At 61.9% G+C, this 25,535-nt stretch carries 17 protein-coding genes; 5 read left to right on the top strand and 12 right to left on the bottom strand.

Going from position 1 to position 25,535, the window contains the following annotated elements:
• The first annotated feature begins 12 nt into the window (after positions 1–12).
• Entirely contained in the window at positions 13–2,361 is a 2,349-nt protein-coding gene (locus tag BG60_RS00890; RefSeq protein ID WP_008346195.1) for a transglycosylase domain-containing protein, read from the top strand.
• Between the two features lie 298 nt (positions 2,362–2,659).
• A complete protein-coding gene (locus tag BG60_RS00885; protein WP_008346193.1) occupies positions 2,660–3,835 on the top strand; it encodes a GDSL-type esterase/lipase family protein in 1,176 nt (391 codons plus the stop codon).
• Between the two features lie 69 nt (positions 3,836–3,904).
• Here the strand turns inward: BG60_RS00885 and BG60_RS00880 are convergent, their stop codons facing one another.
• On the bottom strand, positions 3,905–5,116 hold the full coding sequence (locus BG60_RS00880) for a glycoside hydrolase family protein (RefSeq protein ID WP_008346191.1): 1,212 nt from the start codon (positions 5,114–5,116) through the stop codon (positions 3,905–3,907).
• A gap of 1,141 nt (positions 5,117–6,257) precedes the next feature.
• On the opposite strand from BG60_RS00880, the gene BG60_RS00875 reads away from it, so the two are divergent.
• Both BG60_RS00875 and murJ read left to right on the top strand, forming a co-directional pair.
• Positions 6,258–6,821 carry a serine O-acetyltransferase gene (locus BG60_RS00875; protein WP_008346189.1) on the top strand — a complete coding sequence of 188 codons (564 nt, stop codon included), beginning with the start codon at positions 6,258–6,260 and terminating at the stop codon, positions 6,819–6,821.
• A gap of 171 nt (positions 6,822–6,992) precedes the next feature.
• Positions 6,993–8,378 (top strand): murein biosynthesis integral membrane protein MurJ, encoded by a 1,386-nt coding sequence (gene murJ / locus BG60_RS00870; protein ID WP_008346187.1) that lies wholly within the window; start codon positions 6,993–6,995, stop codon positions 8,376–8,378.
• Positions 8,379–8,388: 10 nt separating this feature from the next.
• Here the strand turns inward: murJ and BG60_RS00865 are convergent, their stop codons facing one another.
• The 10 genes from BG60_RS00865 to BG60_RS00820 all read right to left on the bottom strand — a co-directional run bounded on the left by BG60_RS00865 (position 8,389) and on the right by BG60_RS00820 (position 21,983).
• Positions 8,389–10,326: an acyltransferase family protein gene (locus BG60_RS00865; RefSeq protein ID WP_033536929.1), complete on the bottom strand. Its 1,938-nt coding sequence runs from the start codon at positions 10,324–10,326 to the stop codon at positions 8,389–8,391.
• Positions 10,327–10,450: 124 nt separating this feature from the next.
• Positions 10,451–11,461 (bottom strand): polysaccharide deacetylase family protein, encoded by a 1,011-nt coding sequence (locus tag BG60_RS00860; RefSeq protein WP_008346183.1) that lies wholly within the window; start codon positions 11,459–11,461, stop codon positions 10,451–10,453.
• A 5-nt stretch (positions 11,462–11,466) separates the two neighbouring features.
• A complete protein-coding gene (locus BG60_RS00855) occupies positions 11,467–12,573 on the bottom strand; it encodes an EpsG family protein (RefSeq protein WP_235366307.1) in 1,107 nt (368 codons plus the stop codon).
• A gap of 47 nt (positions 12,574–12,620) precedes the next feature.
• Positions 12,621–13,640, bottom strand: a complete 1,020-nt coding sequence (locus BG60_RS00850; RefSeq protein ID WP_008346179.1) for a hypothetical protein — start codon at positions 13,638–13,640, stop codon at positions 12,621–12,623.
• Positions 13,640–14,803 carry a glycosyltransferase family 4 protein gene (locus BG60_RS00845; protein WP_034470106.1) on the bottom strand — a complete coding sequence of 388 codons (1,164 nt, stop codon included), beginning with the start codon at positions 14,801–14,803 and terminating at the stop codon, positions 13,640–13,642. The genes BG60_RS00850 and BG60_RS00845 overlap by 1 nt, the downstream gene beginning before the upstream one ends.
• Positions 14,804–14,816: 13 nt before the next feature.
• Complete coding sequence (locus tag BG60_RS00840; RefSeq protein WP_034470104.1) at positions 14,817–15,983, bottom strand: glycosyltransferase family 4 protein; 1,167 nt, start codon at positions 15,981–15,983, stop codon at positions 14,817–14,819.
• Positions 15,980–17,050, bottom strand: coding sequence for an SDR family oxidoreductase (locus BG60_RS00835; RefSeq protein ID WP_008346173.1), 1,071 nt, complete (start codon positions 17,048–17,050; stop codon positions 15,980–15,982). The genes BG60_RS00840 and BG60_RS00835 overlap by 4 nt, the downstream gene beginning before the upstream one ends.
• The gene (locus BG60_RS00830; protein ID WP_241484842.1) at positions 17,043–18,248 is read right to left on the bottom strand and encodes a glycosyltransferase family 4 protein; all 1,206 of its coding nucleotides are present in this window, start codon (positions 18,246–18,248) and stop codon (positions 17,043–17,045) included. Before BG60_RS00830 ends, BG60_RS00835 begins: the two co-directional genes overlap by 8 nt.
• Positions 18,249–18,370: 122 nt before the next feature.
• Positions 18,371–19,648, bottom strand: coding sequence for a Vi polysaccharide biosynthesis UDP-N-acetylglucosamine C-6 dehydrogenase TviB (gene tviB / locus BG60_RS00825; RefSeq protein ID WP_008346170.1), 1,278 nt, complete (start codon positions 19,646–19,648; stop codon positions 18,371–18,373).
• Positions 19,649–19,742: 94 nt separating this feature from the next.
• Positions 19,743–21,983, bottom strand: coding sequence for a polysaccharide biosynthesis tyrosine autokinase (locus tag BG60_RS00820; protein ID WP_033536895.1), 2,241 nt, complete (start codon positions 21,981–21,983; stop codon positions 19,743–19,745).
• Between the two features lie 781 nt (positions 21,984–22,764).
• On the opposite strand from BG60_RS00820, the gene BG60_RS00815 reads away from it, so the two are divergent.
• Positions 22,765–23,898, top strand: coding sequence for an MraY family glycosyltransferase (locus BG60_RS00815; protein WP_033536894.1), 1,134 nt, complete (start codon positions 22,765–22,767; stop codon positions 23,896–23,898).
• Positions 23,899–24,093: 195 nt separating this feature from the next.
• Here BG60_RS00815 and BG60_RS38070 read toward each other — a convergent pair.
• Positions 24,094–25,457, bottom strand: a protein-coding gene (locus BG60_RS38070; protein ID WP_404989943.1) for an IS3 family transposase whose coding sequence is annotated in 2 segments (ribosomal slippage) — positions 24,094–24,986 and positions 24,986–25,457 — 1,365 coding nt in all. Because the reading frame shifts where the segments join, the coding sequence is not laid out codon by codon here.
• Between the last annotated feature and the right edge of the window lie 78 nt (positions 25,458–25,535).

The following is a 25,535-nucleotide window of genomic DNA, read 5'->3' as shown; positions in this document are numbered from 1 at the left end:
TCCCGTTTCGTTGTGACCGCGTCTGATTTCAAAGCCTGGGCCAAGGCGATTCTGGCTCGCCTCGCGTCGCGGCTGCGTCCGCATCTGCGTGCGCGTTCGCTGCTCCTTCTGCCGGCGCTCTTTCTTATCTATGTGCTGGTGCTGATTCCGTTCACGCCCGGTATCCGCGATATCCGCCGTGCAAAAGTCGATCAGCCCGCGCAGATCTATTCCGCCGACGGCAAGCTCCTCGCCGAATTCAAGCCGACGCATCGCGAATGGGTGAGTCTCAAGCAGATTTCGCCGCAGGTGATCGACGCGCTCATCTCGACCGAAGACCGGCGGTTCTATCAGCATCACGGCATCGACTTCCGGCGCACGGCGGGCGCGGCGCTGCGCACGTTCTCGGGCGACCGGCAAGGCGGCTCGACGCTCACGCAGCAGCTCGCGCGCAATCTGTATCCCGAGGAAATCGGCCGCTCGCAGACGCTCACGCGCAAGCTGAAGGAAGCGATCACGGCGTTCAAGATCGAAGCGCTCTATTCGAAGGACGAGATTCTCGAAACGTATCTGAACACGGTGCCGTTCCTGTACAACGCGTACGGCATCGAAATGGCCGCGCGCACTTACTTCGACAAATCCGCCGGCCAGCTCGACGTGCTCGAAAGCGCGACGCTCATCGGCATGTTGAAGGGCAACAGTTACTACAACCCGGTGATCAATCCGGAGCGCGCGCTCGACCGGCGCAACATCGTCCTCGGGCAGATGGTCAAGTTCGGCCACTTGCCGGCGACCAAACTAGACGCGCTGAAGAAACGTCCGCTGCGCATCGACTTCGAGCGGCAGACGGAAGAGCCCGGCCGCGCGCCGCACTTCGCGCAGCAGTTGCGCAAATGGCTGATCGGCTGGGCCGACGACAACGACTACAACATCTATTCCGATGGCCTCGTCGTGCGCACGACCATCGATTCGCGTCTGCAGGCGATGGCGACGAACGCGCTCGCGCTGCAGGGCAACCAGTTGCAATCGATCGCCAACGCGGCGTGGGGCGGCCGCGCCGGTTGCGCGAACGCGAACGCCGATCTCGGGCACGCGTTCATCCGCGAGACGGACGCATACCGCGCGCTGCGCACGGGCGGCGCGAACGACGCCGACGCCATCAAGAAACTCGACTCGGACCGCGCCTTCATGCAGGCGCTGTGCGAGGACAAGACGCGCGTGCAGGCCGCGTTCGTCGCGCTCGATCCGCGCAACGGGCAGATCAAGGCGTGGGTCGGCAGCCGCGATTTCACGCAGGATCCGTTCGATCACGTCGCGCAGGCGCGCCGCCAGCCCGGCTCGACCTTCAAGCCTTTCGTCTACGGCGCGGCGTTCGAGCGCGGGGCGAAGCCGGCCGATACGATCGTCGATCAGACCGTCGAAATCCCGATTCGCGGCGACGAAATCTGGCGCCCGACCGACGACTCGCCGCCGTCGGGCCGTCCCGTGAGCCTGCGCGACGGCATCGCGTATTCGAAGAACCGCATCACCGCGCAGTTGATGGAACAAGTCGGTCCGGGACGCGTCGCGCGGCTCGCGCGTGACATGGGCGTGCGCGACAGTCATCTCGACGTGGTGCCGTCGCTCGCGCTTGGCACGAGCCCGGTGACGCTGAGGGAAATGGTGTCGGCGTACGGCACGATCGCGAACGACGGCAGTTATATGGAGCCGCTGCTCGTCACGCGCATCGAGAACAAGGACGGCGAAGTCCTCGCGCAGTTCGAGAGCACGCCCGAGCGCGCGCTGTCCGTCGATGCGACGCGCAAGCTCGTCGATGTGATGCGCGACGTCATCAACCGCGGCACCGGCACGACGATCCGCACGCGCTTCGGCATTCGCGCGGATGTCGCGGGCAAGACCGGCACTACGCAGGACAACGCCGACGGCTGGTTCATCCTGATGCATCCGCAACTCGTCGCGGGCGCGTGGGTCGGCTTCAACGACAGCCGCGTCACGCTGCGCAGCGATTACTGGGGCCAAGGCGCGCACAGCGCGTTGCCGATCGTCGGCGACTTCATGCAGCGTTCGCTGCGTTCGCATCTGATCGATGCCCGCGCGCGCTTCGATACGCAGGAAGCGCCGGGCATGTGGCAAACGATGCTCACGAACGCAAAAACCTGGTTCGACGAGACGTTCTCGAAAGCGCCGAAGCCGGGCAAGCCGAAAACCGCGCAGACGGCGGCGCAGCATCCGGTGCGTCCGAAGCGGCCGCCTTCGGAGCCCGCCGCCGAAGTGACCGAAGAGCCGCCGCAACCGCCAGTGTTTACGACGATGCCGCCGATCCTGCCCACGCCCGGCGAAACTGCAAGCTCTCCGGCGCCCGCTTCCGACGTGCAACCGTAAACGCTTACGCCGCCCGCGAACAAAGGCGGGTGCTTGCGTAGACAGTTAGTTGCGAGCTAGCGACGAAAGACTTGCCTATCGGCCGAAATGAGCGCGCGCGCACAGAGCACGCGCACAAATGGTGCTCCGATTCACCAAGGCGAAACAAACGCATTCAAAGATTTCGCCGCGCACCCCGGCGCGCTGTGGCCACATGCGCCCGCCAAAAGTCTCGCGCACTGCGAGACGTCTATCTCATTCCAGGCTGGTTTCGGAGAACAAGTTGAACAAGCGATTTCCTCGCCTCAAGCGAGCCCTCGTGGCCACCGCGTTCGCCTTGCCGCTTACGTCGTCGAGTTTTGCGCAGAACATCAGCGCTACCCTGCCGTGGACCGGCACCTGGAGCACCGCGCCGATGATCGTCGGCGGCGGCGGCTTCAATAATCAGACGATCCGGCAGATCGTGCACACGAGCATCGGCGGGACGGCCGCCGGCGTCCAGTTTTCCAATCAGTACGGCAGCGAGCCGCTCGTGATCGGCGACGTGCGCGTCGCGTTGCGCGCCGACGGCAAACGCACCGTGCCGGGCAGCGACCGGGCCGTCACCTTCAACGGTCAGCCCTTCGTGACGATTCCGCCCGGCAAGACGGAGATGAGCGATCCGATCGCGATCGCGGTGCCGGCGATGTCGGACATCGTCGTCAGCGCCTATCTCCCGCAGCAGACGCCATCGGAAACCACCGGTCACGCCGAAGGCCTGCAGGACGTGTACGTCGCGCCCGGCGATGTCAGCGCCGACACCGAATTCGCGGGCGGCGTGGTCAACGCGCTCGGCGCGCAGTCGTATTACTTCCTCACCGACGTCGTCGTGCAGAACGCCAGTGCGACGGGCGCGGTGGTCGCGTTCGGCGCGTCGATCACGGACGGCATCGATTCGCCGCCGAACACGAACGGCCGCTGGCCCAACCTGCTCGCCGCGCGTCTGCAGCAGGCGGGCATGACGGTCGGCGTGCTGAATCAGGGTATCGCCGGCAACGATTTCTTCACGAACGACGCGGGCGATGCCGGCCTCACGCGCTTCCAGCGCGACGTGCTCGACAAGTACAACGTCAAGTGGGTCATCATTTCCGACGATGCCGTCAACAACCTGATCGGCGGATCGCCGCCGACGGCCGCGCGCCTGAACAGCGCGTTTGCGCAACTGACGCAGAGCGCGCACGCGGCGGGCGTCAAGGCGATCTGCTCGACGCTCACGCCGTTCGAGGGCGTGTCGCCGTGGACGGCCGACATCGAAGCGACGCGGCAAGCGGTGAACGCGTTCGTCGCGACGCCCGACAGCGGCTGCGACGCCGTGCTCGATCAGGCCGCCGCGCTCGGCGATCCGGCCAATCCGCCTGTCATGCTCGGTGCGTACGACAGCGGCGACCATCTGCATCCGAATCAGGCGGGGCTGCAGGCGATCGCCAATTCCGTGAATCTCAACTGGCTCAAGTAGGCGGCGCGGAAAAGCAAAAAACGCCATGCGGAAGATTCATCCGCATGGCGTTTTTCGTTTCATCGCCGATTACGACTTGACGATCGTCGGGTTCTGCACGTTGATGCGCGGACCCGCGTTGTCCCACTGCTCGACGATCAGCGGGTACTTCCACTTCGGATTCGTGCTGCTGATCTGACCGTTGACGATGTAGCCGTCGAGCGACAGACCCTGAACCGCGAACGAACCGCCCGGGCTGGTCGTGTCGACGTGGTTGTTGATCGCGATCGTGACCGTCTTGCTGATCGGACCCGGCAGCGAGCCGAACCACACGTTGATGCCGCCGCCCTTGCAGTTCGCCGTCGTCGGGCTGTTGATCGTGATGCTCTTGAACACGGCCGAGTTGTCGTTCGGTTCGAAGTCGAGACCGCAAGCCGGCGCCGTGCCGGTGATGTTCTGCCAAATCGGGCTGTTGAACGTGATCGTGTCGCCCGAGATGATCGACACACCCTGACGGCGGCAGCCGTCGGCCTTGTGGTTGTCGACGACGAGGTTGTACGTCGGCGTGTTCTTCTTGCTCTGGCTATCGTTGATGTAGATGCCGTCGCCCCACGTGTTGATCGTGGTCGGCGCGATCAGGTGCACGTTCTGTGCGCCGATGATCGAGAAGCCCATGCCGTGCTCGCCGCCCGAAGCCGAGTTCAGCTCCTTGCTGCCGTCGAGGTACGCGTTTTCGACGATGACGTTGCTCACGTCTTCGATGAGCATCATCTGGTAGATGTCGGCGTTGTGCGGGAGCAGCTTGATCGAAGCGCCCGACGCAAAGCGGATGTGCGTGTTCGTGCGCAGCTTGAGACCCGTCGTGTCGATGCGGACCTGGCCCGAGATCAGGAGAATCTGACCGACGGAACCGTCGATGGCGGCTTGCAGCGCGGCGCGGTCGTTGGTCGAGCCGTCGGCCTTCACGCCGAACGACGATGCGTTGATGGTGCCTGCGGTGTTCGTGCTGGCGGCGTTCGTCGAGCTTGCCGCGGCCGGCGCGCTGGCGGTCGTCGTGGCGCTTGCCGACGAAGCCGAGCTCGCGGGCGTCGCCGTCGAGGCGCCGCTGCCGGTGTTACGGCGTCTCCAGCGATCGGCGACCGAATCGGGGGCCGCGCTGTCGCTGCCGCCGCCGCATGCGGCGAGCACAAACGCGCCGCTACCCGCGATAAGCGAGGTCAGGAGTTTGCGGCGGGTTGCGATACGCGTGTCGACGACGGTGTTGTCTGCCTGGGTGTCTGCCTGAGTGTTGTTCGAAAGCATTGTCTTTCCGAGTTGGTTGTGCGTTGTCGACGGGCGGACCCGTTCATGCGACTACGGCCGCACGCAACGTTTCTTTATGGGCGTGAGATGACCAACGCAAATTCAGCAGGCGCAAACGATTGCGCCGCTCAGCGCTCGACAGCCGCACACGGCGACTCCGAAAGGCATCTCGGCGAAAAACATGACGACTTCGGGATTGGACGAACCAGAGTCGGGAGAGCCAGATAATCCGGAAGTACCCACTCAACCCCGCGCTTGATTGGCCCGCGAACGGGCTTATGAAGCGCTGAAGTCTGACGGCAGTAATTACCGTCTTTTTTAAATCCTACAGATTGTTACGAGGCGTTTCTACCCGGCACTTGTTACAAAATGTACGCTTGTAACTTATTATTTTGCTTTTCCGCGTCTTTATTGCTGTGTATTTCCGCTTTTAATCGACGGCGAGCAAATTAATCTACGGCTTTTTTAATGTTAATACGGTAGATGAATAACACCACTTCAAACCAGTTGAGGTACGATGACTAATAATCATCTGAAGAATCGTTTATAACGACACGAACGTTCACCCGCCGAGAGCGCGACCTATGGCCTCGGAAGGCCCGGTTGGGCTTGCAGAGCGCCTTTCGTATGCCGAAACGAGCAACAATCCGCCGATTATTTCGCCTTATTGACCGGTCAATCCGCCGACGATTATCCAGACGCGCACCAAAATTGCCGCTTCTGCACGGTTGCAGTCCCAACATTACATTCAAGTAAGCACCGTTTTAAACGATTTCATCCGACGAATCGGATTTTGTAAGTGCGGTCCAAAAACTTTTTTCATTCAAAAGACGAAAGACCCTACAGGGCATACCCTTATCGGGTTTTTACGAACCGGATCACTTTCCGCTGAATCCCGCGCGCAGCCTGGGATTCGACCGGAACGCTAATGATCTGCTTAAAGAAACGGGCTTATTCAACAGACAAAACAGGCGAAAGTTGGAATCGTTTCGATTGCCAGCCGGTCATATGTTCCGTTTCGCACTGATCCGGTTGGACAGAAAGACTAGTCTCGGATTTGGTGCGCTCAGCACAGTTGGGGGAACGGCCGATTCCGGCCGGAGGTATTACAAGAAATCACACGACCAGCGGATACACCGCGATGAAAACCTTTGATCTGATCAAAAGCGATCTCTATCGCTATACGGGCGAGTACAGCGTCATGCTCCTTCTCGAGCAACTGATGCTGAACGAAGGGTTCAACTACATGTTCTGGCTGCGCCTCGCGAGCGCCGCGTCGTCGCGGCCCATGCGCCTCGTGCTCAACCACATCGTGCGTCTGAAGCAGCGCCGCTTCGGGTTCGTCATCAGTCCGCGCACGCGCATCGGGCCGGGCTTCTATATCAGTCATATCGGCACGATCGCGGTAAACCCGACGGCGGTCATCGGCGCGAACTGCAACATCTCGCAGGGCGTGACCATCGGATCGAATCACGGCAAGGCGGCGACCATCGGCAACAACGTGTATATCGGGCCGAACGTCTGCATCATCGAAGACGTGACCATCGGCGACAACGTGACGATCGGCGCGGGCAGCGTCGTGACGAAGGATATTCCGCCGAACGTCACGGTGGCCGGCTGCCCGGCGCGCATTCTGACCGACGACGCCACGCCCGAGCGGGCGGCGCGCTACATCATGCGTCCGTGGCAGACAGGCGCGGTATGAAGGGCCGGCTTCGGCATGGCGAGGTGCCTTAGCGAACAGTCACGCCGCCCGTTTTGGTGCACGCTCTCCTCTCTCACGCGAAAGCCGCGGGCCTTCGCGTGATTTCTGTCGCATGGCGCTTTCGTATCGACGTCAGGCCATGCGGCGAAAGGCTCCCACGCAGGAGGACCCGTGCTGAGCGCAGCAGTGCAATCGGTGAGACGACGTCTCGGCGGCGTGCATCAGGATCACAAGAGAATCGCAAGAAGCGCGGTCGTCCTGCTGATCTTCGTGATCGCCGGGAAGTGCATCGGCGCGTCGAAGGAAATGGCGATCGCGTATCGCTACGGGATCAGCGGCACGGTCGACGCCTATCAGTTCGCGCTCACGCTCGTCACCTGGCTGCCGACGATGCTCACGAACGTGCTCGCCGTGCTGCTCGTTCCCGCGCTCGTCTCGCTTCAGGAAGACAGGTCGCAGCGCAACGGTTTTCTCGGCGAGCTGGAAGGCGTGGGCCTCGTGCTCGGCCTCGGCTCGTCGCTTCTGCTATGGCTTTTCTGGCCTAATCTCGCCGATGTCATCGCGGGCAGTCTCGCCGAATCCACACGCGACATGTGCCGCGCGATGATCATCAGCATGACGCCGGTCGGCGTGCTGACCTTCACGATCTGCATTTCGTCGTCGCGGCTGCAGGCGTCGGGCAAGCACATCAACACCTTGCTCGAATGCGTGCCGGCCATCGGCCTGCTGGTCTTCGTGCTTGCCGCGCGCAACAACGAATCGATTTTTCCGCTCGTCATGGGGACGTCGCTCGGCTTCGTCGTGCAGGCCTCGTGGCTGCGCGTGCTCGCCAGGCGCGCCGACACGATGCCCGCCCGGCCGCGCGTTTCGATGCGCGCGAAGCAGTGGCCATCGACGATCCGCTCGATGGGCATGCTCACGATCGGCGCGGTCGTCGCGAGTCTGTGGCTTCCGATCGATCAGTACTTCATGGCGCAGCAAGGCGACGGCGCCATCGCGACGCTCGGCTACGCGAACCGGCTGCTCTCGCTCGTGCTCAGCATGGGCGCGCTTGCGATCACGCGCGCGACCTTGCCGATTCTCGCGGAGATTCTTCATCGCGGCGATCATGCGCGCGCACGCAGCACCGCGCTGAAGTGGTCCGGCATCATGACCGTACTGGGCCTGACCGGCAGCATCCTCGCGTATGCGCTCGCGCCGTACGTCGTGAAGCTGCTGTTTCAGAAAGGCGCGTTCACCGCCGACGACACCATCGCCGTCACCACGCTCTTTCGCTACGGGCTGCTGCAAGTGCCGTTCTACTTCGGCATGTGCGTGCTCGTGCAGCTGTTCGCGAGCGAGACACGCTATCGCGCGATCTCCGTCATTTCGCTGATCGGCTTCGCGACGAAGATCATCGGCAACGTCATTCTCGTGCGCTACTACGGCGCGCAGGGCGTGCTGCTCGCGACCGGCATCGGCGCGATCGCGGTGCTTGCGAGCTATATCTTCTGGACGCGCTATGCGCCGCCGTTCACCGGCAACGACGCGCAGCACGATACCGGCACGCCGCAATAAGCACCTGCTTTCAACCTTGTTCGAATACGCGCCGGAACATCGGCACGAGGAAGCGGTTGCCGTATTCGCTCATGTGATGGAAGTCGGAGTAAAGCGGCCGGCCATCGTGCGAGCCCATGCACTTGCCGTCCGGGCACAGGAACGGACGCGGGTCGAGCAGATGGATGCCGCATTGATCGTGTGCCTGATGCATCGCCTGCAGCAACGCGCCATTGCGCTGAACGTAATCCGACATGGTGATCGACAGATCGGGCGCCTTCGGATCCCGCATCTTCTCGCGCGCGAGCGTCAGCGGCACGTTGAAGTCGAACTCGGGAATCGGTTCGACGAGATAGACCGGGCGAATCTTCGAGATGCGGCAAACGGTCGATAGCAAGTGCTCGCGATACAACTCCGTCGTGAACGGCGTCGATGTCTGCGCCGGCTGCTCCGGATTGACGAACGCGAAGTCGTCCATCGTCGGACCGGACCAGTACTGCGACCAGTGATTCGCGATGATGACCGGCGTCTTCGCGCTCTGATCGCGGCTCAGGATATCGATGTACTTGCGGTCCTGATCGAAGCAATCGCCATTGCCGCGGCGAATGCCGTAGATCGTCGGGCAACCTTCTATCGTGATGAGCAGCACATCATCGGGCTTGCCGTTCGGCACGGCGTCGACGACCGCTTCGGCGATCGCTTCCGCGTGACTGTCGCCGAGCACCACGACGCGGCTCTCCTTCTGCTTGTTCGCGACATCGCACGGATCGATCATCATGTGACACTTCGTGCGATGCGGATTCGTGTCGTAGGTCTCGCTATCGGCGATGAACACCGAACGGTCGAAGCGATTCGGCACGCCCTGGCTCGCATAGATGCTGCCGCCGCCGATTGCCAGCAGCAGCGTGAACGCGAGAATCGGACGCAGCGTGATGAAGCGCGGAAAGGCGCGCGCCTCGTCTCGCGCCGGCGGCTTCCTGGTCTTCGACTCGACGAGCGCATACGACAGATAGCCCATGACGAAGCCGCCCGCGATCGCGGCCGCGCGCCAGCGCAGCGAACCTTCCCTGTCGAAGTACGTGAGCGCGACGACGAACGGCCAGTGCCAGAGATAGACCGAGTACGAAATCTTGCCGATGAACTGCGCGAGCGGATTGCCCGTGAAGATCGAATGCCTGCGCGCCGCGAGAATCACGAACGCCGTGCCGAGCACCGGCACGAGCGCGAGGTAGCCCGGCCATTCGTTGTTCTCGTTGAACATGACCGCGCCGTACGCGATCATCGCGAGGCCGATGCATTCCAGCGTGCGGCGCACGGGCCTGCCCGCCGTCAACGGGAACAGATAGACGAGCCCGCCCGCGATCATTTCCCATGCGCGCGTCGGCAGCAGGAAGAACGCGGCCGTCGGCCATTTCGTCGGATCGGAGAGATAGACGCACGCCGCGAACGAAACGAGCGCGGCGCCGACGAGCGCGATCTTCGTCCCGCGTCGCCCGAAGAGCTTGCGCACGAGCAGAATGCCGAGCGGATACAGCAGATAGAACTGCCACTCGACGGAAAGCGACCACGTATGCAGCAGCCATTTCAGATGCGAGCGCGTATCGAAGTAACCCGCTTCGCGCCAGTAAACGATGTTCGAAAAGAAGCCGAGGCTCGATCCCGCCGCCTTGCCGAACGCGCGAAACTCGGAAGGCAGGAATATCAGCCAGCCGAACACACCGAGCGCGAAGCAAAGAAACGCGAGCGCCGGAATGATGCGCCGCGCTCGATCGCCATAGAATTCGAGCACCGAGAAGCTGTCCTTCGAAAGGCGTCTGAAGATGATGCTCGTCATCAGATAACCGGAGATCACGAAGAACACGTCGACGCCGAGAAAGCCGCCTTTGAAGCCGGGCACATCGAAGTGAAAAAGGACGACCGCGAGAACCGCGAACGCGCGCAGGCCGTTGATGTCGTTACGAAAGTTCATCGCGCTTCCCCCAAGAACTTCTTTTTTGCCGCGCACGCGCCAGCGCGATGCAATGGACATCGCCATTGCATCGCGCCCGCGGTGCGGGTTATTTTCTAGCGTCTTGTCTTTCCTGATTACTTCGTCATACGAACAAACCGAATTCCATCTCCGCAAGCCGGCTTTCTTCCGATTGCGTCGCCCGCGCGACTTCCGCCATGGTCGCGGGCTGCATGCCGTAGGTCTCTCTCAAGTACACGTGATGCTTCAGCACCGCTTCGAGGACGCCGAGGTTCTCGGCCAGATTCGCACCGAAGTTATGCGGATGCCACCACAAGTGGAACGAACGCCCCGTGCGCGCCGCCGACGTCATCGACTGCTTGATCCGATGGATGCGCAGCCATTCGAGCGCGCGCTTGTTGCGCGCATATGGACGCAGGAAGCGGCTCGAACGCACGTCGATGAGTCCGCGAGCCGGGCGCGGATCGAACGCGTGATCGCCTGAGATATTGATGTACGTATCGACGAGACGCGCCGCGCGGCGCATCGCCGCTTCATCGGCGCGCGAGGTTTCGCGATACATCCAGCTGCGCTCCGTGCCGCGATACGCGACGAGCCCTTGCTCCGCGCACACCGACAGATACGCGTTGTTCACCTGATTGCGCGGAAACACGATGCTCGCGGGCGGATCGGCGAGACGCCGGATCGATGCGACCGATGCTTCCATGTCGGCGGCGAACTGCGCCCTGTTCTGCCCTGCTTCGAGTGCGTAGTAATGGCAGAACGTATGGCTCGCGAGCTCGCTGCCTTCGGTATCGACGATCCGACGCGCGAGCGACAGACCATAGTGGTACGGATCGCTCTTTTCGTTATCGCCGATCGAATCGAGATAACCGTTGGCGTATGGACTCAGCTTCGTATCGGTATAAGTCGGCCGGACGTCGGGCAGATTCGCGAGCAGGTCCTTTTTGTTATCGAACAGCAGCATGCCGACCGTCGCCCACGTCGCCTTCACGCGATACTTCGTGAACATGTCGAGCATCGCCGGAATCGCCTCGCGCACGCCGAGAATGTTCTTTCCGTATGTAGCGATCGAGCGATGGTCGCGCACGCCCCACATCAGTTCGAAATCGAGCGAAATCAGGAAGTAGGACATCGTCGTCAGGGCATCAGGAAGTAGTGATAGACGCCTTCGAAATAACTCTTCGTGGCGTCGGCTGCGACGGCCACGAACACGCCGAAGGTGATGACCAGAACCATCGCGTTCTTGAACTTGATCTCGGGCGCAAGGAACGGCAGCAGCAGCGGCACGCAATACCAGACGCGGCCCTTCGCGAACGGAAACACGAAGAACGCAACGACGAGATACACGAAGAGTCCGACATGCATGATCGACAGCCGCGTGAATGCGCGCTGACGCTGCGTATCCTGCGCGCGCCACGTCGAGTAGAGCACCATGACCGATGCCATCGTGTAGAACAGCAGCAGCGACAGCAGCTTGATCGTGAAGTTTTCCTGATAGCCCGAGTACTCGTCGATACGACGGCCGCCGTAGGTCGCAAACAGAAACTTCGCCGCCGACGCAAGCACGATCGCCACCACGCTCACCGCGACGAGCGCGCGCGCTTTCCTTTGCTCGCCGATGAAACCGGCGGTCATCAGGAACGCTGTAGGCACCGCGAAGGTCGTGTGCACGAAGCTCGCGAGCCCCATGCCGATGGTCGGCTTATTGAAGCGCAGCGCGAAGAGCATCGCGATGGCAAGACCGAAGCCCTGGCGGATCTGGAACAGACCGACCGTAGCGAGCGCATACGGAATCACGAGCCACAGAACGAGACCGATGAGCGGCCTGCGCGTCTGCAACAGCGAATACATCACGACCAGGTTAAGCAGCACCACCGTAATGCGGATGCCGCCTTCGGGCGACACGCCGAACGCATTGAGGAGGATGACCCACGAGCGCCAGCCCAGCTCTTCCGTGATAAGGCTGATGAGAAAGCCCATATCCGACTCGCGGTTCTGATAGAACTGCACGAGCCAGTGCCAGTCGGTCGAGCGGAAGTACTGGATGTACGCTTCCTGGTCGAAGATCAGGCCGACGCTGCGCTCGCGGAACGCGACGATCGAGAGCGCCGTGGCCGCGAGCACAAGGAACGCCCAGCCGGATGGCGTCATGAAGTACGCGAATCCGGTCATGCGTCGTATCGGTTCGCTCTGCGCGCTCTGTGCGCTTTGCTGCGCCGTATTGTTCATTGTCGTTGCTTGCATCGTATTGGCCTTTTTTCCGCTTTAGTTATTGTGTGTGGGCGCGGCTTTCATGGCACGAGCCTCAGGTTGGTGACGATGATCTTCGGTCCCGCCTTGTCGTAATCGATGCTTTCCACTGTCGACATCTTCGGACTCACCCATGTCGGCGAATGACTCGCGATCTGCCCGGACACCTTGCGCCCATTCAGCTTGAGCGATGACACGGCGAACGCGGCATCGCTCGCGCCTTCGTCGCGATGATTCGTGATGCCGATATCGACATGCTTGGGCATCGGCCCGACAATCTCCTCCAGCCAGACGATGATCCCGTACCGGCAATTGCGCGTCGTCGGATTGACGATGCGAATGTTCTCGAGAATATCGGCGTTGCTGTTCGGCTCCGCGTCGAGCCCCGCTTCCGGCTGCGTGCCGCCGATGTTCTCCCACAGCGGATTCTCGAACACGATGTTGCGTCCGCTGATGATCGACACGCCTTGTCTGCGGCAGCGGTCCGCATGATGATTCACCACGCGAATACCGCTGCTGTACTTAAACGCGACGTTGTAGCTGTTGGCGATATAGATGCCATCGCCCCAGCAGCCGATCGTCTTCGGCGAGATGAGCGTCACCTCCGTGCTTCCCGCAATCGAAAAGCCCATGCCGTGACCGTTTTCACGCAGCGCCGGTTTCGCGGCATTAAGCTCCTTGCTACCGTCGAGCACCGCGTTCTCGACGAGCACGTTGCTCACGTCCCAGATGCGGAAGATCGAATAGAACGACGTATCGTGCGGCAGCAGCTTGATCGACGCGCCCGGTGCGAAGCGCAGGTGACTATCGCGCCGCAGGTCGAGCCCTTTGTCGTCGATACGGCACTTGCCCGTGATGAGCAAGGTCGAATCGACGGATTGATCGATGGCCCGCTGCAGCGCGATGCGATCGTTCGTCTTGCCGTCGCCCTTCACGCCGAACGACTTGTCGGTGACGACATCGCGTTTCTGCGCCGCGCGCGCGTCGAAGCCGGCGACGCCCGCTCCACTGGCGACGGCGCCCATCAGCAGCGAGCGGATCACTTGTCGCCGGTCGACCATTACGCTTTCTCTCCCGTCACCGCACGCGCATAAGCCGTGCTCTTGCCTTCGCCGCCGCGCGAGCGTGCGCCGAGTTGCGCGAAGATCGCGTCCCACTGACGCAGGATCGCCGGCGACGAATAACGCTGCCGTACCGATGCCGCCGCCTTGCGTCCGAGCTCGGCGCGCAACGCTTCGTCCGACATCACGCGGCGCAGCGCATCGATCAGAGCGGCCTTGTCGCCGGCCGGCACGAGCAGACCGTCCTGGCCGTCGCGCGTGAGTTCGCGCGGGCCGCTCTTGCAGTCGAACGCGACCGTCGCGAGGCCGAGCGCCATGCCTTCGAGCATCGCCATCGGCAGACCTTCGTAGCGCGACGACAGCACGAACGCATCCGAGCGCGCCATCTCTTCCCAAGGCGTCGTCGTCTTGCCGGGCATCAGCACGCGCTCGTTCATCTTCAGTTGCGCGACCTGCGCTTCGAGCACCGCGCGCTCCGGGCCTTCGCCCCAGATCCACAGATCCCAGTCCGGAAACTCGGGCGCGAGCGTCGCGAATACATCGATCAGCAGATCAAACTGTTTTTGCGTGTTGAGACGCCCGACCGCGACGAGCCGCTTGCGCGCGCTCCTCTCGATGGTTTCGGGCTGCAACAGCAACAACTCGTCCGGCAGCGGATTGGGCACCACTTCGATGCGCTTCACGCGCGGCACCATCTTCCTGAACGATGCCTCCATGTTGTCCGTGAGCAGCGTGAGCAGGTCCGCGCTCGGATAAACGAAGCGGCACATCTGGCTCATGAGCTGCGAACGGCCGTCGGCGGACGGATCGATGTGCTCGCTCGCGATCACCGGAATGCCGAGGCCGCGCGTCGCGAGAATCGTCGTGATGTTCACGTTCGAGAGGAACGACACGACCACATCGGGCGCGCTTTCGCGGATCAGCGCACGCAGCGCGCGAAAGCGCGCGGGATATTGCAGCATACGCGCGCCGGCCTTCACGCGATCGGCGAGGAAGACGCAGCGCACGTTCGGCGCGAGCGGATAAAAGCACGCGCCACGGCCGCTATACGTGATGACGAGCGTCACCGTATCGCCGCGTTGCGCCCACGCATTGACGAGCGAGGCCGCGACGCGCTCCGCGCCGCCGCTTCCCATCGAACTGACCACGAGCATGATCTTCATCGGTCGTGGCTCCTCATCGTCCGGCTGCGGGTACGTGGAGTTCCGCGCGACGCGGCACCTTCACGCCCGACTCTTCGAACACTTCCTGCCACAGCGCGATGGTCTTCGACAACGCGAACGTGTCGTTGACCGACGTCGCGCACAGCGCCATGCGATGACGTTCTGCGTCGTCCTTCATCAGCGATTCGAGCGACTTCGCGAGCGCGCTCGCATCGCCGACCGGGTTCACGAGCAGGCCGTTCATGCCGTGCGTGACGATCACGCGCGGACCCGAATCGCAGTCGTAGCTCACGGCCGCGCAGCCGCTCGCCATCGCTTCGACGAGCGTCATCGAGAAGCCCTCGAAGTGCGAACTCAGCACGTAGAGATCGGCGCGCTCGTACCAGTCCGCGACGTTGCCCGCGCGGCCAGGCAGAAACACCCGGCCGCGCAGCTTCGCCTCTTCGACACGGCGTTCGAGACTCGCACGCGCAAGCCCTTCGCCGACGATCACCAGATCCCATTGCGGCAGCGCGCCGGCAATCTTCCTGAACGCATCGATGAGACTGTCGAAACCTTTTTCGGGTGAGAGCCGTCCGACCGCGAGCAACAACTTGCGCCCGTCCTTCACGACGCTTTTCGGCTCGATGATCGGATTCGTTCGCGCGATTGGCAGCGTGAACGGCGGCGGAATCACCTTGACGTCTGTCGCGCGGCAATGCGTTTCGATCCAGTCGCGGGTTTCGTCGGTGAGCGCGACGACCTTGTCCGCGAAGCGATACGTCAAGAGCCGCAGACGCTCCCAGAACGGCGTGAGCGGCGCGCGCGGCGGATGCGTGTGCTCGCTCGCGATGATCTTGTACGGCAGCCCGATGCCCGCAAGCACGGCGAGCACGTTGGCCGTCGCCATGACGCCGAGCGCGACAGTAGGCTTCGTCTCGCGCAACACCTTGCGGAACGCGAGCACGCGCTTCGCGTTCGACATCAGCGTAAGCACGAAGCCGCCGCCCTCGACGCCGCCCGCGAGCCCCAGCTCGAGGCGCTTCACGCCCGGATGAAACGGATAGACATCGCCTTCACCGGCTGTCAGCGTGACGACGGTCACTTCCCAGCCGAGCGCCGCCCACTCGTTCGCGAGATTGGCAGTGACGCGTTCAGCGCCGCCGCCGTGCATCGAGTAGATGAAAACGACTATTTTCATGCGGGCCTCGTCGCGAGTTCGGCTTCGACCGGCACGCGGCGCTGCGACAGAAAGCGGATGTACCACGGCATCGCGATCGCGAGCCCGTCGGCGAGCGGAATGGCGCTCGCATAGCCGAGCAGTTGCGCGGCCTTATCGACGTTCGCTTGCGAATGACGCACATCGCCCGCGCGGAACGGCGCATACACCGGGCTGCCTTCGTTGATGACGCCGTGATCCGCGAGCACGCGCTTCAAGCCGTCATAGAGCTGATTGAGCGTCGTGCGATCGCCGACCGCGACGTTGTAGACCTGATTGCGCGCTTGCGGCTCGGAGAGCGCAGCGAGGATGTTCATCTGCACCACGTTGTCGATGAAGCAGAAATCGCGGCTCGTTTCGCCGTCACCGTTGATCGTCACCTGTTCGTCGTCGATGAGCGCGGCCGTCCACTTCGGGATCACGGCCGCATACGCGCCGTCCGGATCCTGGCGCTTGCCGAACACGTTGAAGTAACGCAGACCGATGGCGTTCAACCCGTACGTGCGCGCAAAGACCGAAGCGTACAGCTCGTTGGCGTACTTCGTCACCGCATACGGCGAAAGCGGCTGGCCGATGCGATCCTCGACTTTCGGCAGGCCCGGATGGTCGCCATACGTCGAGCTCGACGCGGCGTAAGTGAAGCTCTCGACTTTCGCGTCGCGCGCGGCGACGAGCATGTTCAGAAAGCCGCTGATGTTGACTTCGTGCGTCGTGATCGGATCGTTCACGGAGCGCGGCACCGAGCCGAGCGCCGCTTCGTGCAGAACGTGCGCGACGCCTGTCACCGCGGTGCGGCAATCGTCGATATTGCGGATATCGCCTTCGATGAAGCGAAAGCGCGCCCATTGCGCGGGCGTCACGAGCGAGCGCACTTCATCGAGATTGCGCTGATGCCCGGTCGCGAAGTTGTCGAGCCCGACGACGTCCTGGTCGAGTTTCAGCAGCGCTTCGAGCAGATTCGAGCCGATGAACCCGGCGACGCCGGTAATGAGCCACTTCTGCGGCGTGCGCGTCAGTTGTTGACGGATCGATTCGTAACGATCAGACATGAAAGTCTCCAAATTTGCCGACGGGCGCGGCGTGTTCGCGGCGCTCGTCTTCGATCGCGATCGAGGGAACCAGCTCGCGATACACGGCGAGCGTCTTCTCGATGACGATGCGTTCGTCGAAATTCTTCAGTGCCTTCTCGCGCGCGGCGAGGCCCAGCTTTCTCGCGAGCGCGCGGTCGTCGTCGAGCTGGCGGATCGCATCGGCGAGCGCGCGTGCATCGCGCACCGGCACTTGCAAACCATCCACGCCCGACTCGCTGACCACTTCGCGGCAGCCCGGCGCGTCCGTCGTGATGAGCGGCAGCGCGCAGCCCGCGGCTTCGATCAGCGCTTTCGGCAAGCCTTCGCGATAGCTCGGCAGCACCATCACATCCACTTCCGTGAAGAGCTTCGGCATATCGCTCACATGACCGAGCCATTCGACGAGCCCTTCCTTCACCCAGCCCTGCACCATCGCCGTGCTCACCGATGCCGGGTTGCCGTCGTCGGGCGAACCCGCGAGCAGGAAGCGCACGGTGCGATTCTCGCGGCGCAGCATGCGCGCCGCCTCCACATATTCTTCGATGCCCTTGTCCCACACGAGCCGCGCCGCCAGCAGAATGCGCAGCGGCTTGGCCGCATCGTCCGGCGACGCCTCGCGCACCTTGAAGCGCGTCAGATCGACGCCCGATCCCTTGATCAGACGAATCGACTGCTTCTCGACGATGCGCGCGGCTTCGAACAGCTTGATGTCGTCCGGATTCTGCAGGACGAGAATGCTGTCGCGGCCGTTCAGCGCCGAGCGCATCACCGTGCGCACGACCGGCTTCAAGATACGCGCTTTCAGATCGCGGCTCGTGAAGACGTAGCCCATCCCCGCGACCGCGTTCACGCGCGCCGGCACGCCTGCGAGCTTGCTCGCGAACGAGCCGTACACCGCGCTCTTGATCGTGAAGCCGTGCACCAGTTGCGGCTTTTCGCGCTGGAAGAAGCGCGCGAGCCAGAGCACGAGCGCCAGTTCGCGCAGCGGATTCAGACTGCGCCGGTTCATCGGCACCGCATGCCAGCGAAAACCCTGATCGCGCAGCTTCGGGCCGTATTCGCCGTCGGGTGACAACAGAATGACTTCGAAACCCGCGTCGCGCAGTTTGCGAGCGAACGAAAGCCGGAAATTAAACAGATACCAATCGGTGTTGGCGTACAGAACTACCTTGGGCATCTTCATTGCGAACTCCGAACGTCCGGTTGACATCGCCGCGGGCAACCCCCGAAATTCCGGGAGCCGAACCGCGGCGATGTTGTGCGACGGCCTGCACCGGTCAATGCCGATGCCACCGAACCTCAGAGACGCATGTCGCTCGCCTCGGGCGGCAGAACGTACTTGAGGTCGCACAGCACGTGCTGCGACTTGCCGTAGGCGTGAATGCCTTCCGCGCCTTCATCGGCGAACTGCTTGTGCGCCACCGCGAGCACGACCGCATCGTAGACGCCCTTGGCGGGCTGATCGATCGGATCGATGCCGTACTCGTGATGCGCCTCTTCCTTCGAGACCCACGGGTCGTACACGTCGACCTGGACGCCGTACTCCTTGAGATCGGCGATGATGTCGACCACGCGCGTGTTGCGCAGGTCCGGGCAGTTCTCCTTGAACGTGAGACCCATGATGAGCACGCGCGCGCCCGAAATGGCGATGTCGCGCTTGGTCATCGTCTTCACGAGCTGCGAGACGACATAGTTGCCCATGCTGTCGTTCAGGCGGCGCCCGGCGAGGATGATCTCCGGGTGATAGCCGATCGCCTGCGCCTTGTGCGTCAGGTAATACGGATCCACGCCGATGCAGTGGCCGCCGACGAGGCCCGGGCGGAACGGGATGAAGTTCCATTTCGTGCCGGCCGCGAGCAGCACGGATTCGGTGTCGATGTTCATCTTGTTGAAGATGATCGACAGTTCATTGATCAGCGCAATGTTCACGTCGCGCTGCGTGTTCTCGATCACCTTGGCCGCTTCGGCGACGCGGATGCTGCTCGCCTTGTGCGTGCCGGCCGTGATGATGCCGCGATAGAGCTCGTCGACGAAATCGGCCACTTCGGGCGTCGAGCCGGACGTGACCTTCTTGATGTCCGGCAGGCGGTGCGACTTGTCGCCCGGGTTGATGCGCTCGGGGCTGTAGCCGACGAAGAAGTCTTCGTTGAACTTCAGGCCCGACATCTTTTCGAGCACCGGGACGCACTCTTCTTCGGTCGCGCCGGGATAAACCGTCGATTCATAGATGACGACGTCGCCCTTCTTGAGCACGCTGCCGATGGTCGTCGATGCGCCGATCAGCGGCGACAGGTCCGGACGCTTGTAGTGATCGATCGGTGTCGGCACGGTCGCGATGAACACGGTGCAGCTGCGCAGGTCTTCTACATCGGCGCTGTACTGCATGAAGGTCGCGGAAGCCAGCTCGGCATCGTCGACTTCGAGCGTGACATCGCGCCCTTCGCGCAGCGCGTTGATGCGCGCACGATTGATATCGAAGCCCACGACGGGATGGCGCTTGCCAAATTCGACGGCGAGCGGCAGGCCAACGTAGCCCAATCCGACAATGCCGAGTTTCAACTCTTGCGGCGAGAACATATTCACTTCTCCTCGTTATGCAACTCAGGACGTTTATTTAGTACTGCTGTTCGATTCGGGGTCCAGCTGAAGCAAATGCCGGATGAGTCAGTCTCTAGTCTTCCTTGTCGGCCTTGTAGGCAGCGTAGGCGTAGCCGCCGTACTGGCGCGCCTGGGCATAGTTGCCGTAGTGCACCTTGAAGCCGTTGAGCAACACGCCGGTGACGCTTGCGCCCGATTGTTCGAGCCGCTTCACGGACTCCGAGATTTCCCCGGAACGCGTATCCCCATAACGCGCAACCAGGAAGATCGAGCCCGCGACGGGCGCCATGATCGCCGTGTCGGACACCGCCAGAATGGCCGGTGCGTCGAGCAGCACGATGTCGTATTCCGCCGATGCGCGATTCACCGATTCCGTGAATGCGTCCGACAAAAGCAGCTCGGCCGGGTCCGGCGGATAGAAGCCGCACTGGACGAAGTCGAGATTGTTCAGCACCGAGCGATGCACGGTCTCTTCGAGCGTGGCCGAACCGTTCACGACATCCACGAGACCCTTGCCGCGCGGCAGGCCGAAGTACTGGTTCAGGTGGCCACGGCGCAGGTCGCAGTCGACGAGCAGCACGCGCTTGCCGCCGGCGGCGAGCAGCGTCGCCAGGTTCGCGGAGACGAACGACTTGCCGATGCCGGGCAGCGGACCCGCGAGCATCACGACGTTGTTCGGCGCATCCATCAACGCGTACTGCAGGGACGAGCGCATCATGCGCAGGCCTTCCACAGCCGGATCGGTCGGGTAACGCGAGGCGAGCGCGAGCTGTTCCGGCTTCTTCTCGGCGATGCGCTTCGCGAGTTCCTTCTGACGCTCGCTGTCCGGAATCGTCGCGAATACCGAAAGACCCGTCTTCGATTCCAGTTCCTTCGGATCGAGCACGCCCTTGAACAGGAAGTCGCGAGCGAACGCCATCACGATGCCGAGGAACAGACCGATACCAGCCGCGATCACGAGCACCAGCGCCTTGACCGGCTTGACGGGACGCTCGGGCACTTCGGCGTGGTCGAGCAGCTCCACCGTCGGCGTGCGGCCGGCTTTGATGAGGCGCATCGTTTCAATGTTGTTGCGCAATGCCGAATAGACGTCGGTGCTCATGCGCACGTCGCGTTGCAAACGAAGCGCGCCCTGCTCGGCCTGCGGCATCGCCTTGACGCGCGCTGCCAGGTCGTTGATGTACTTCTCGGTCGCCGCGATCTGCTGGTCGATCACCACCACGCTCGGGTGCGAGGGCGAGAAGTGCACGGCCAGGTCGGCGCGACGGCGCTTCAGGTCGAGCAACTGCGCATCCGCTTGCGAAGCCTGCTGCATCACGATGCGGCCTTCTTCGTCCGGATTGAACAGCGTGCGGCTGTTGCGATACGCGTTGTAGTTGTCTTCGGCCGTTTCCATCTGACGCTTGGCGTCGGGAAGCTGCTGCTCGAGATATTCGAGCGACTTCTCGGCGTTGATCCCGCGACGATCGGCGTTCTGCTTCACGTACATGCGCGACAGTTCGTTGATCGTCGCCGCCACGAGCACCGGGTCCTTGCCTTCCAGCGTCGTGCTGATGACGCCCGACTTGTTGCCCTGCTCGGCGATCGCCAGCGAATTCTGCAGACGATCGATAGCGGACACGCGCGAGTTACGCGTCAGATCGAATTCGACGCCCTTCTCGCCGTGGATGAAGCCCACGAGCAGCGAGATGGGACCGGCGTCGGTGTCGAAACGCTGCACGCTGCCGACCTGGCCGCCGACGCCCGTCTCGACGCCCGGGCCGCGCACCTGATACTGGCCGTTGCCGAGATAGCGCAGCGTGTATTCCTTGCCTTCGTATTTCTTCGGCACGTCGAACGCGGACACGTCGATCGATTCGGCGCCCCATGCGTAACCGCCGCGGCCGAAGAGACCGGGAGTCGACGTTTCATCGTTCATGCGGGCGACCATGCCCCCGATGATCGGGAAGCGATGCGGCGCTGCCTGGATGTACAGCTTGAGCGCATCGACGACGGGACCGAGCACGAACTTCGATCCGATGACCTGGATCTCGCCTTCGGCCGTCGCACGCTGATCGAACAGCGTGGCCGCGGTCCGAACCATGTCGCGTGAGTCGGCCGGCTGTCCATTGCTCGAGTCGTCGACTCTGACGAGCATGCCGGCCTGATAAATCGGGGCCGAGAAATACGCGTACACCACCCCGATGCTGAAGACGACCGCCACGGTCGCCGCGATCATCTTCCAGTGACGGCCCAGCGTTTCGAGAATCGACGTCAGCTCGATCTCTTTCTCGCTCTCGGCCATTACGGCTGACGCCTGATTTTTAACTTTCATAGAACGTCTCGTTACAGGCTCTTATGGGACCGGCGCGGCAAGCGCACCGGATGCGGATCGAAACACCTGCGGCGCACCCCTAAGGGCGCAAACATCATTTCCTTATTCTTGAATTCAGGCCTGCATTCAGGGCCGTTAAAATCCCGCCCCGGCATTGCAGTCGTATTGAAACACACGACCCAAAAAAAGAGAAATTCCCACAGACGATTTTTGTTGTTTATCGAACCTTTCAGAGCGACCGAGTGTTCGCTTTCCCGCTTTTAAGAATTTAACGAGTATGCGGGCCATTTGAGCAAATCGAAAAGTAGCATAGGCCGCCTTGTTGTATGCGCGGCACCGCACATATAATCGCTATTAATCGAACTGCTAATTCTATGAAGAAAACCGGTTTAGCCTGGGTTCGATTTGCGGACATTTTTTCGCCTCCCGCGACGGGCTCGTCGGGCCTGTTGTGCCGGCAGCGCCGGCCCGCTGGGCTCTAACGCAGGGAAAAACGTACCGGCACTCACAAGAATATGCGCGCGAAGGTGGGCTTGCGTACGGACAAGGCGCGAATTTCAAAAGTGCGCATTAAGTCCTTTATATGAAATCCGTGTTTTAACGCGCTATTAATTTCGGGTTTGTATGAATAATCGGGGGAAGCCCCAATAAAATCGCAGTAGGCTCGGTTTCACACATTAAAGCGCCATAAATGCGTGGACAATGGCAGGGGTTGTACCTACCATAGGCTTTCGGGTATTGATATTCGAAAAGAGATGCGCCCTCTTCGTGAGTGAAAAAAATGTTAAACCTTGCGCTTGGCTTCATCAGTTCTTTCTGCATGACGCTACTTATAGTTCGATTCGCGGGACGCTACGGGGCGCTTTCCCTGGATCATGATTTGAACGGGGTTCAAAAGAACCATTCTCATCCGGTTCCGCGGGTCGGCGGCATCGCATTGATGGTCGCGGCCTGCGTGACGTTTCCCATCGCCGCGATCTTCGGCGGCAATCCGCGCGACGAGTCCCTTTTGCTGCTGCTTTGCGCAGCGCCCGCATTCGGAAGCGGCGTGATCGAAGACCTGACCAAGCGCGTGAGCGTGCGGGCGCGGCTGCTGAGCGCGATGCTGGCCGCGCTGCTCGGCGCGTTCATTCTCAACGGCGTCGTCGGCCGTGTGGATTTGCCGCTCGTCGATCCGATCCTCGCCGTCACGCCCATTGCGATCGGACTCACCGTGCTCGCCGTCGCCGGACTCACCAACGCGGTCAATATCATCGACGGTTTCAACGGACTCGCCGCCGTCGTGGCGATTCTGATCTTCGGTTCGATCGGCTATGTCGCGCATGAAGTCGGCGACCTGCTCGTGATGAGCACCGCGCTCACGATGATCGGCGCGATCGGCGGCTTCGCGATCTGGAACTATCCGGCTGCGTCGATTTTTCTCGGTGACGGCGGTGCGTATTTCATCGGCTTCACGATCGCCGAATTGCTCGTGCTGCTGGTCGCGCGGCATCCGAACGTCTGTGCGTGGTATGCAATGGTCGTCGCGATTTATCCGCTTTTCGAAACGCTCTTCTCGATCTACCGCCGTCGGATCGTGCGCGGGCGTCCGGTCGGCGCGCCCGACGGCATCCATCTGCACACGCTCATCTTCAAGCGAGTCGTGCGCAAAGGAACGGACCCGCGTCAGCGTCAGCGCAGAAACGCGCGCACGTCGCCGTATCTGTGGGTGCTGAGCATGATCGGCATCGTGCCCGCGTCGCTCTTCTGGCACAACCCGGTGGTGCTCGCGGTGACGGCGGTCGTGTTCGCGGTGGCGTACGTCTGGCTCTACACGGCGATCGTGCGGTTCAAGACGCCGCGATGGCTCCTCGGCAGTCAGCGGCGCAGCGTCGTTGCCAGCGCGGTTGCCGAGCAGACGACACATCACAAGTGATCCTGAGCAGTTCGTCCAGACGTAATCACGAAAGGCCCCGGTCGAATCGACCGGGGCCTTTTAGTTTTAGCGATGCAGTCAAGCGGTGAAGCAGCGATGCACTGAAGCCTGAGCAGTGAGGCGCGTGCAATCGACGCATAAAAAAAGGCCTTGATCGCTTCTGAACTGCACCCCGCAAAGTTGGACAGTTTTGGGCTAGGCCGCTAAGGGCTGAGTTCTGTACATCACAGGACTCAGCCCTTTCAGCTTCAGCTTGATGCGGTGGTGATTGTAGTAGTGCATGTAGCGTCTGATTCCGGCCTGAAGGGCTTCGATGCTCTCGAAGCGGTTGGGGTAGAAGAACTCCGACTTCAAAGTGCCGAAGAAGCTTTCCATGGTGGCGTTGTCGTGGCAGTTGCCCTTGCGCGACATGCTTTGCGTCAGGGCTCGTTGCGAGAGCAACGCCTGGTAAGCGCCCATCTGATAGTGCCAGCCTTGATCCGAGTGGACCAAGGGGCGATCATCGACTTCCAGCCTTCTGAACGCCTTTTTGATCATGTTGGCGACCATCGCGAATGCCGGACGAGTGGCCGTCTCGTAGGCGATGATCTCGCCGTTATACAGATCCAGCACCGGCGATAGATAAAGCTTTCGCTCGCCCACCCGGAATTCAGTGATATCGGTGACCCACTTCTGGTTCGGCCCCGCGGCATCGAACTGTCTTTGCAGCACGTTCGGCGCAACCCGTCCCACCGTCCCGCGGAAGGCTTGAAACTTCTTCGGGCGCACCAGCGACTTCAGTTTCATGAGGTGCATCAACCGTTGGACGGTCTTGTGATTCACAACAGTGCCCAAATGCCGGACTGCGTGAGTAATGCGTCGATAGCCATAACGCCCTTTGTGCTGCTCGAACACAGAACGAATACGCGCCTTGAGCTGCGCGTGTTTGTCCGCCTTGCGTGAAGCCTTGCATTGGTAGTAGAACGTGCTGCGCGCCAGGCCGGCCACTTTCAGCAGGCCGTCGAGCGCAAACTCATGCCTCAACCCGGCCACTACTTGCGCTTTTTGCGCTGCGCTGTAGGGCTTTCCGAGCGGATCAAGGCATCGAGTTTTTTTAGGTACGCATTCTCCATGCGCAGATAGTTCAGCTCCTTCAGGAGCTCTTCCTTCGTGCGGGCCTCGTCGGATTTGGACGAAACCGCTGGCGCAGATGACTTGGGTTGCTTCACGGAGCGTCCTCGGGGGCGCGGCTCAAGGGCCTGCATACCTCCCGAATCATACCGGCGCTTCCAGACATTAATCGCGCTCGGATTGCGGATATCGAAGATCGCGGCCGTCTCTCGGCACGACAGGGCCTTGGTGTGCATGAACTGCAGCACCTTCAGTTTGAATGGGCCGTCGTAGAAACTGTACTTCTTCTTAAACGCCGCCTCGCCATGCGCCCGCCACGCCGCCACCCATTTACGCACCGTGCCCTGGCCCACGCCATGTTGACGCCCCACCTCTCCGTAACCACCGCGCTCGCCTGATAAATAGTCTTGAACGACTCTGCTCTTGAGTCGTGCGCTGTACTTGCTCATGAAAAAACACCCCAAATCGTTGAACGGGTGTCCAACTTTTGGGGTGCAGTTCACTTCCGATCAAGGCCTTCGTCATTC

This window comes from Caballeronia zhejiangensis, from assembly GCF_000698575.1.
GTDB lineage: Bacteria > Pseudomonadota > Gammaproteobacteria > Burkholderiales > Burkholderiaceae > Caballeronia > Caballeronia zhejiangensis.
This window is presented reverse-complemented; position numbering and strand designations above follow the sequence as displayed.

What these genes read in the sequence shown, in the direction of transcription:
- BG60_RS00865 (WP_033536929.1), bottom strand. Translation starts at nt 10,326, where the DNA reads ATGAACTTTCGTAACGACATCAACGGCCTGCGCGCGTTCGCGGTTCTC.
- BG60_RS00815 (WP_033536894.1), top strand. Translation starts at nt 22,765, where the DNA reads ATGTTAAACCTTGCGCTTGGCTTCATCAGTTCTTTCTGCATGACGCTA.
- BG60_RS00855 (WP_235366307.1), bottom strand. Translation starts at nt 12,573, where the DNA reads ATGCAAGCAACGACAATGAACAATACGGCGCAGCAAAGCGCACAGAGC.
- BG60_RS00860 (WP_008346183.1), bottom strand. Translation starts at nt 11,461, where the DNA reads ATGTCCTACTTCCTGATTTCGCTCGATTTCGAACTGATGTGGGGCGTG.
- BG60_RS00830 (WP_241484842.1), bottom strand. Translation starts at nt 18,248, where the DNA reads ATGCCCAAGGTAGTTCTGTACGCCAACACCGATTGGTATCTGTTTAAT.
- BG60_RS00820 (WP_033536895.1), bottom strand. Translation starts at nt 21,983, where the DNA reads ATGAAAGTTAAAAATCAGGCGTCAGCCGTAATGGCCGAGAGCGAGAAA.
- BG60_RS00850 (WP_008346179.1), bottom strand. Translation starts at nt 13,640, where the DNA reads ATGGTCGACCGGCGACAAGTGATCCGCTCGCTGCTGATGGGCGCCGTC.
- BG60_RS00880 (WP_008346191.1), bottom strand. Translation starts at nt 5,116, where the DNA reads ATGCTTTCGAACAACACTCAGGCAGACACCCAGGCAGACAACACCGTC.
- tviB (WP_008346170.1), bottom strand. Translation starts at nt 19,648, where the DNA reads ATGTTCTCGCCGCAAGAGTTGAAACTCGGCATTGTCGGATTGGGCTAC.
- BG60_RS00875 (WP_008346189.1), top strand. Translation starts at nt 6,258, where the DNA reads ATGAAAACCTTTGATCTGATCAAAAGCGATCTCTATCGCTATACGGGC.
- BG60_RS00835 (WP_008346173.1), bottom strand. Translation starts at nt 17,050, where the DNA reads ATGTCTGATCGTTACGAATCGATCCGTCAACAACTGACGCGCACGCCG.
- BG60_RS00840 (WP_034470104.1), bottom strand. Translation starts at nt 15,983, where the DNA reads ATGAAAATAGTCGTTTTCATCTACTCGATGCACGGCGGCGGCGCTGAA.
- BG60_RS00845 (WP_034470106.1), bottom strand. Translation starts at nt 14,803, where the DNA reads ATGAAGATCATGCTCGTGGTCAGTTCGATGGGAAGCGGCGGCGCGGAG.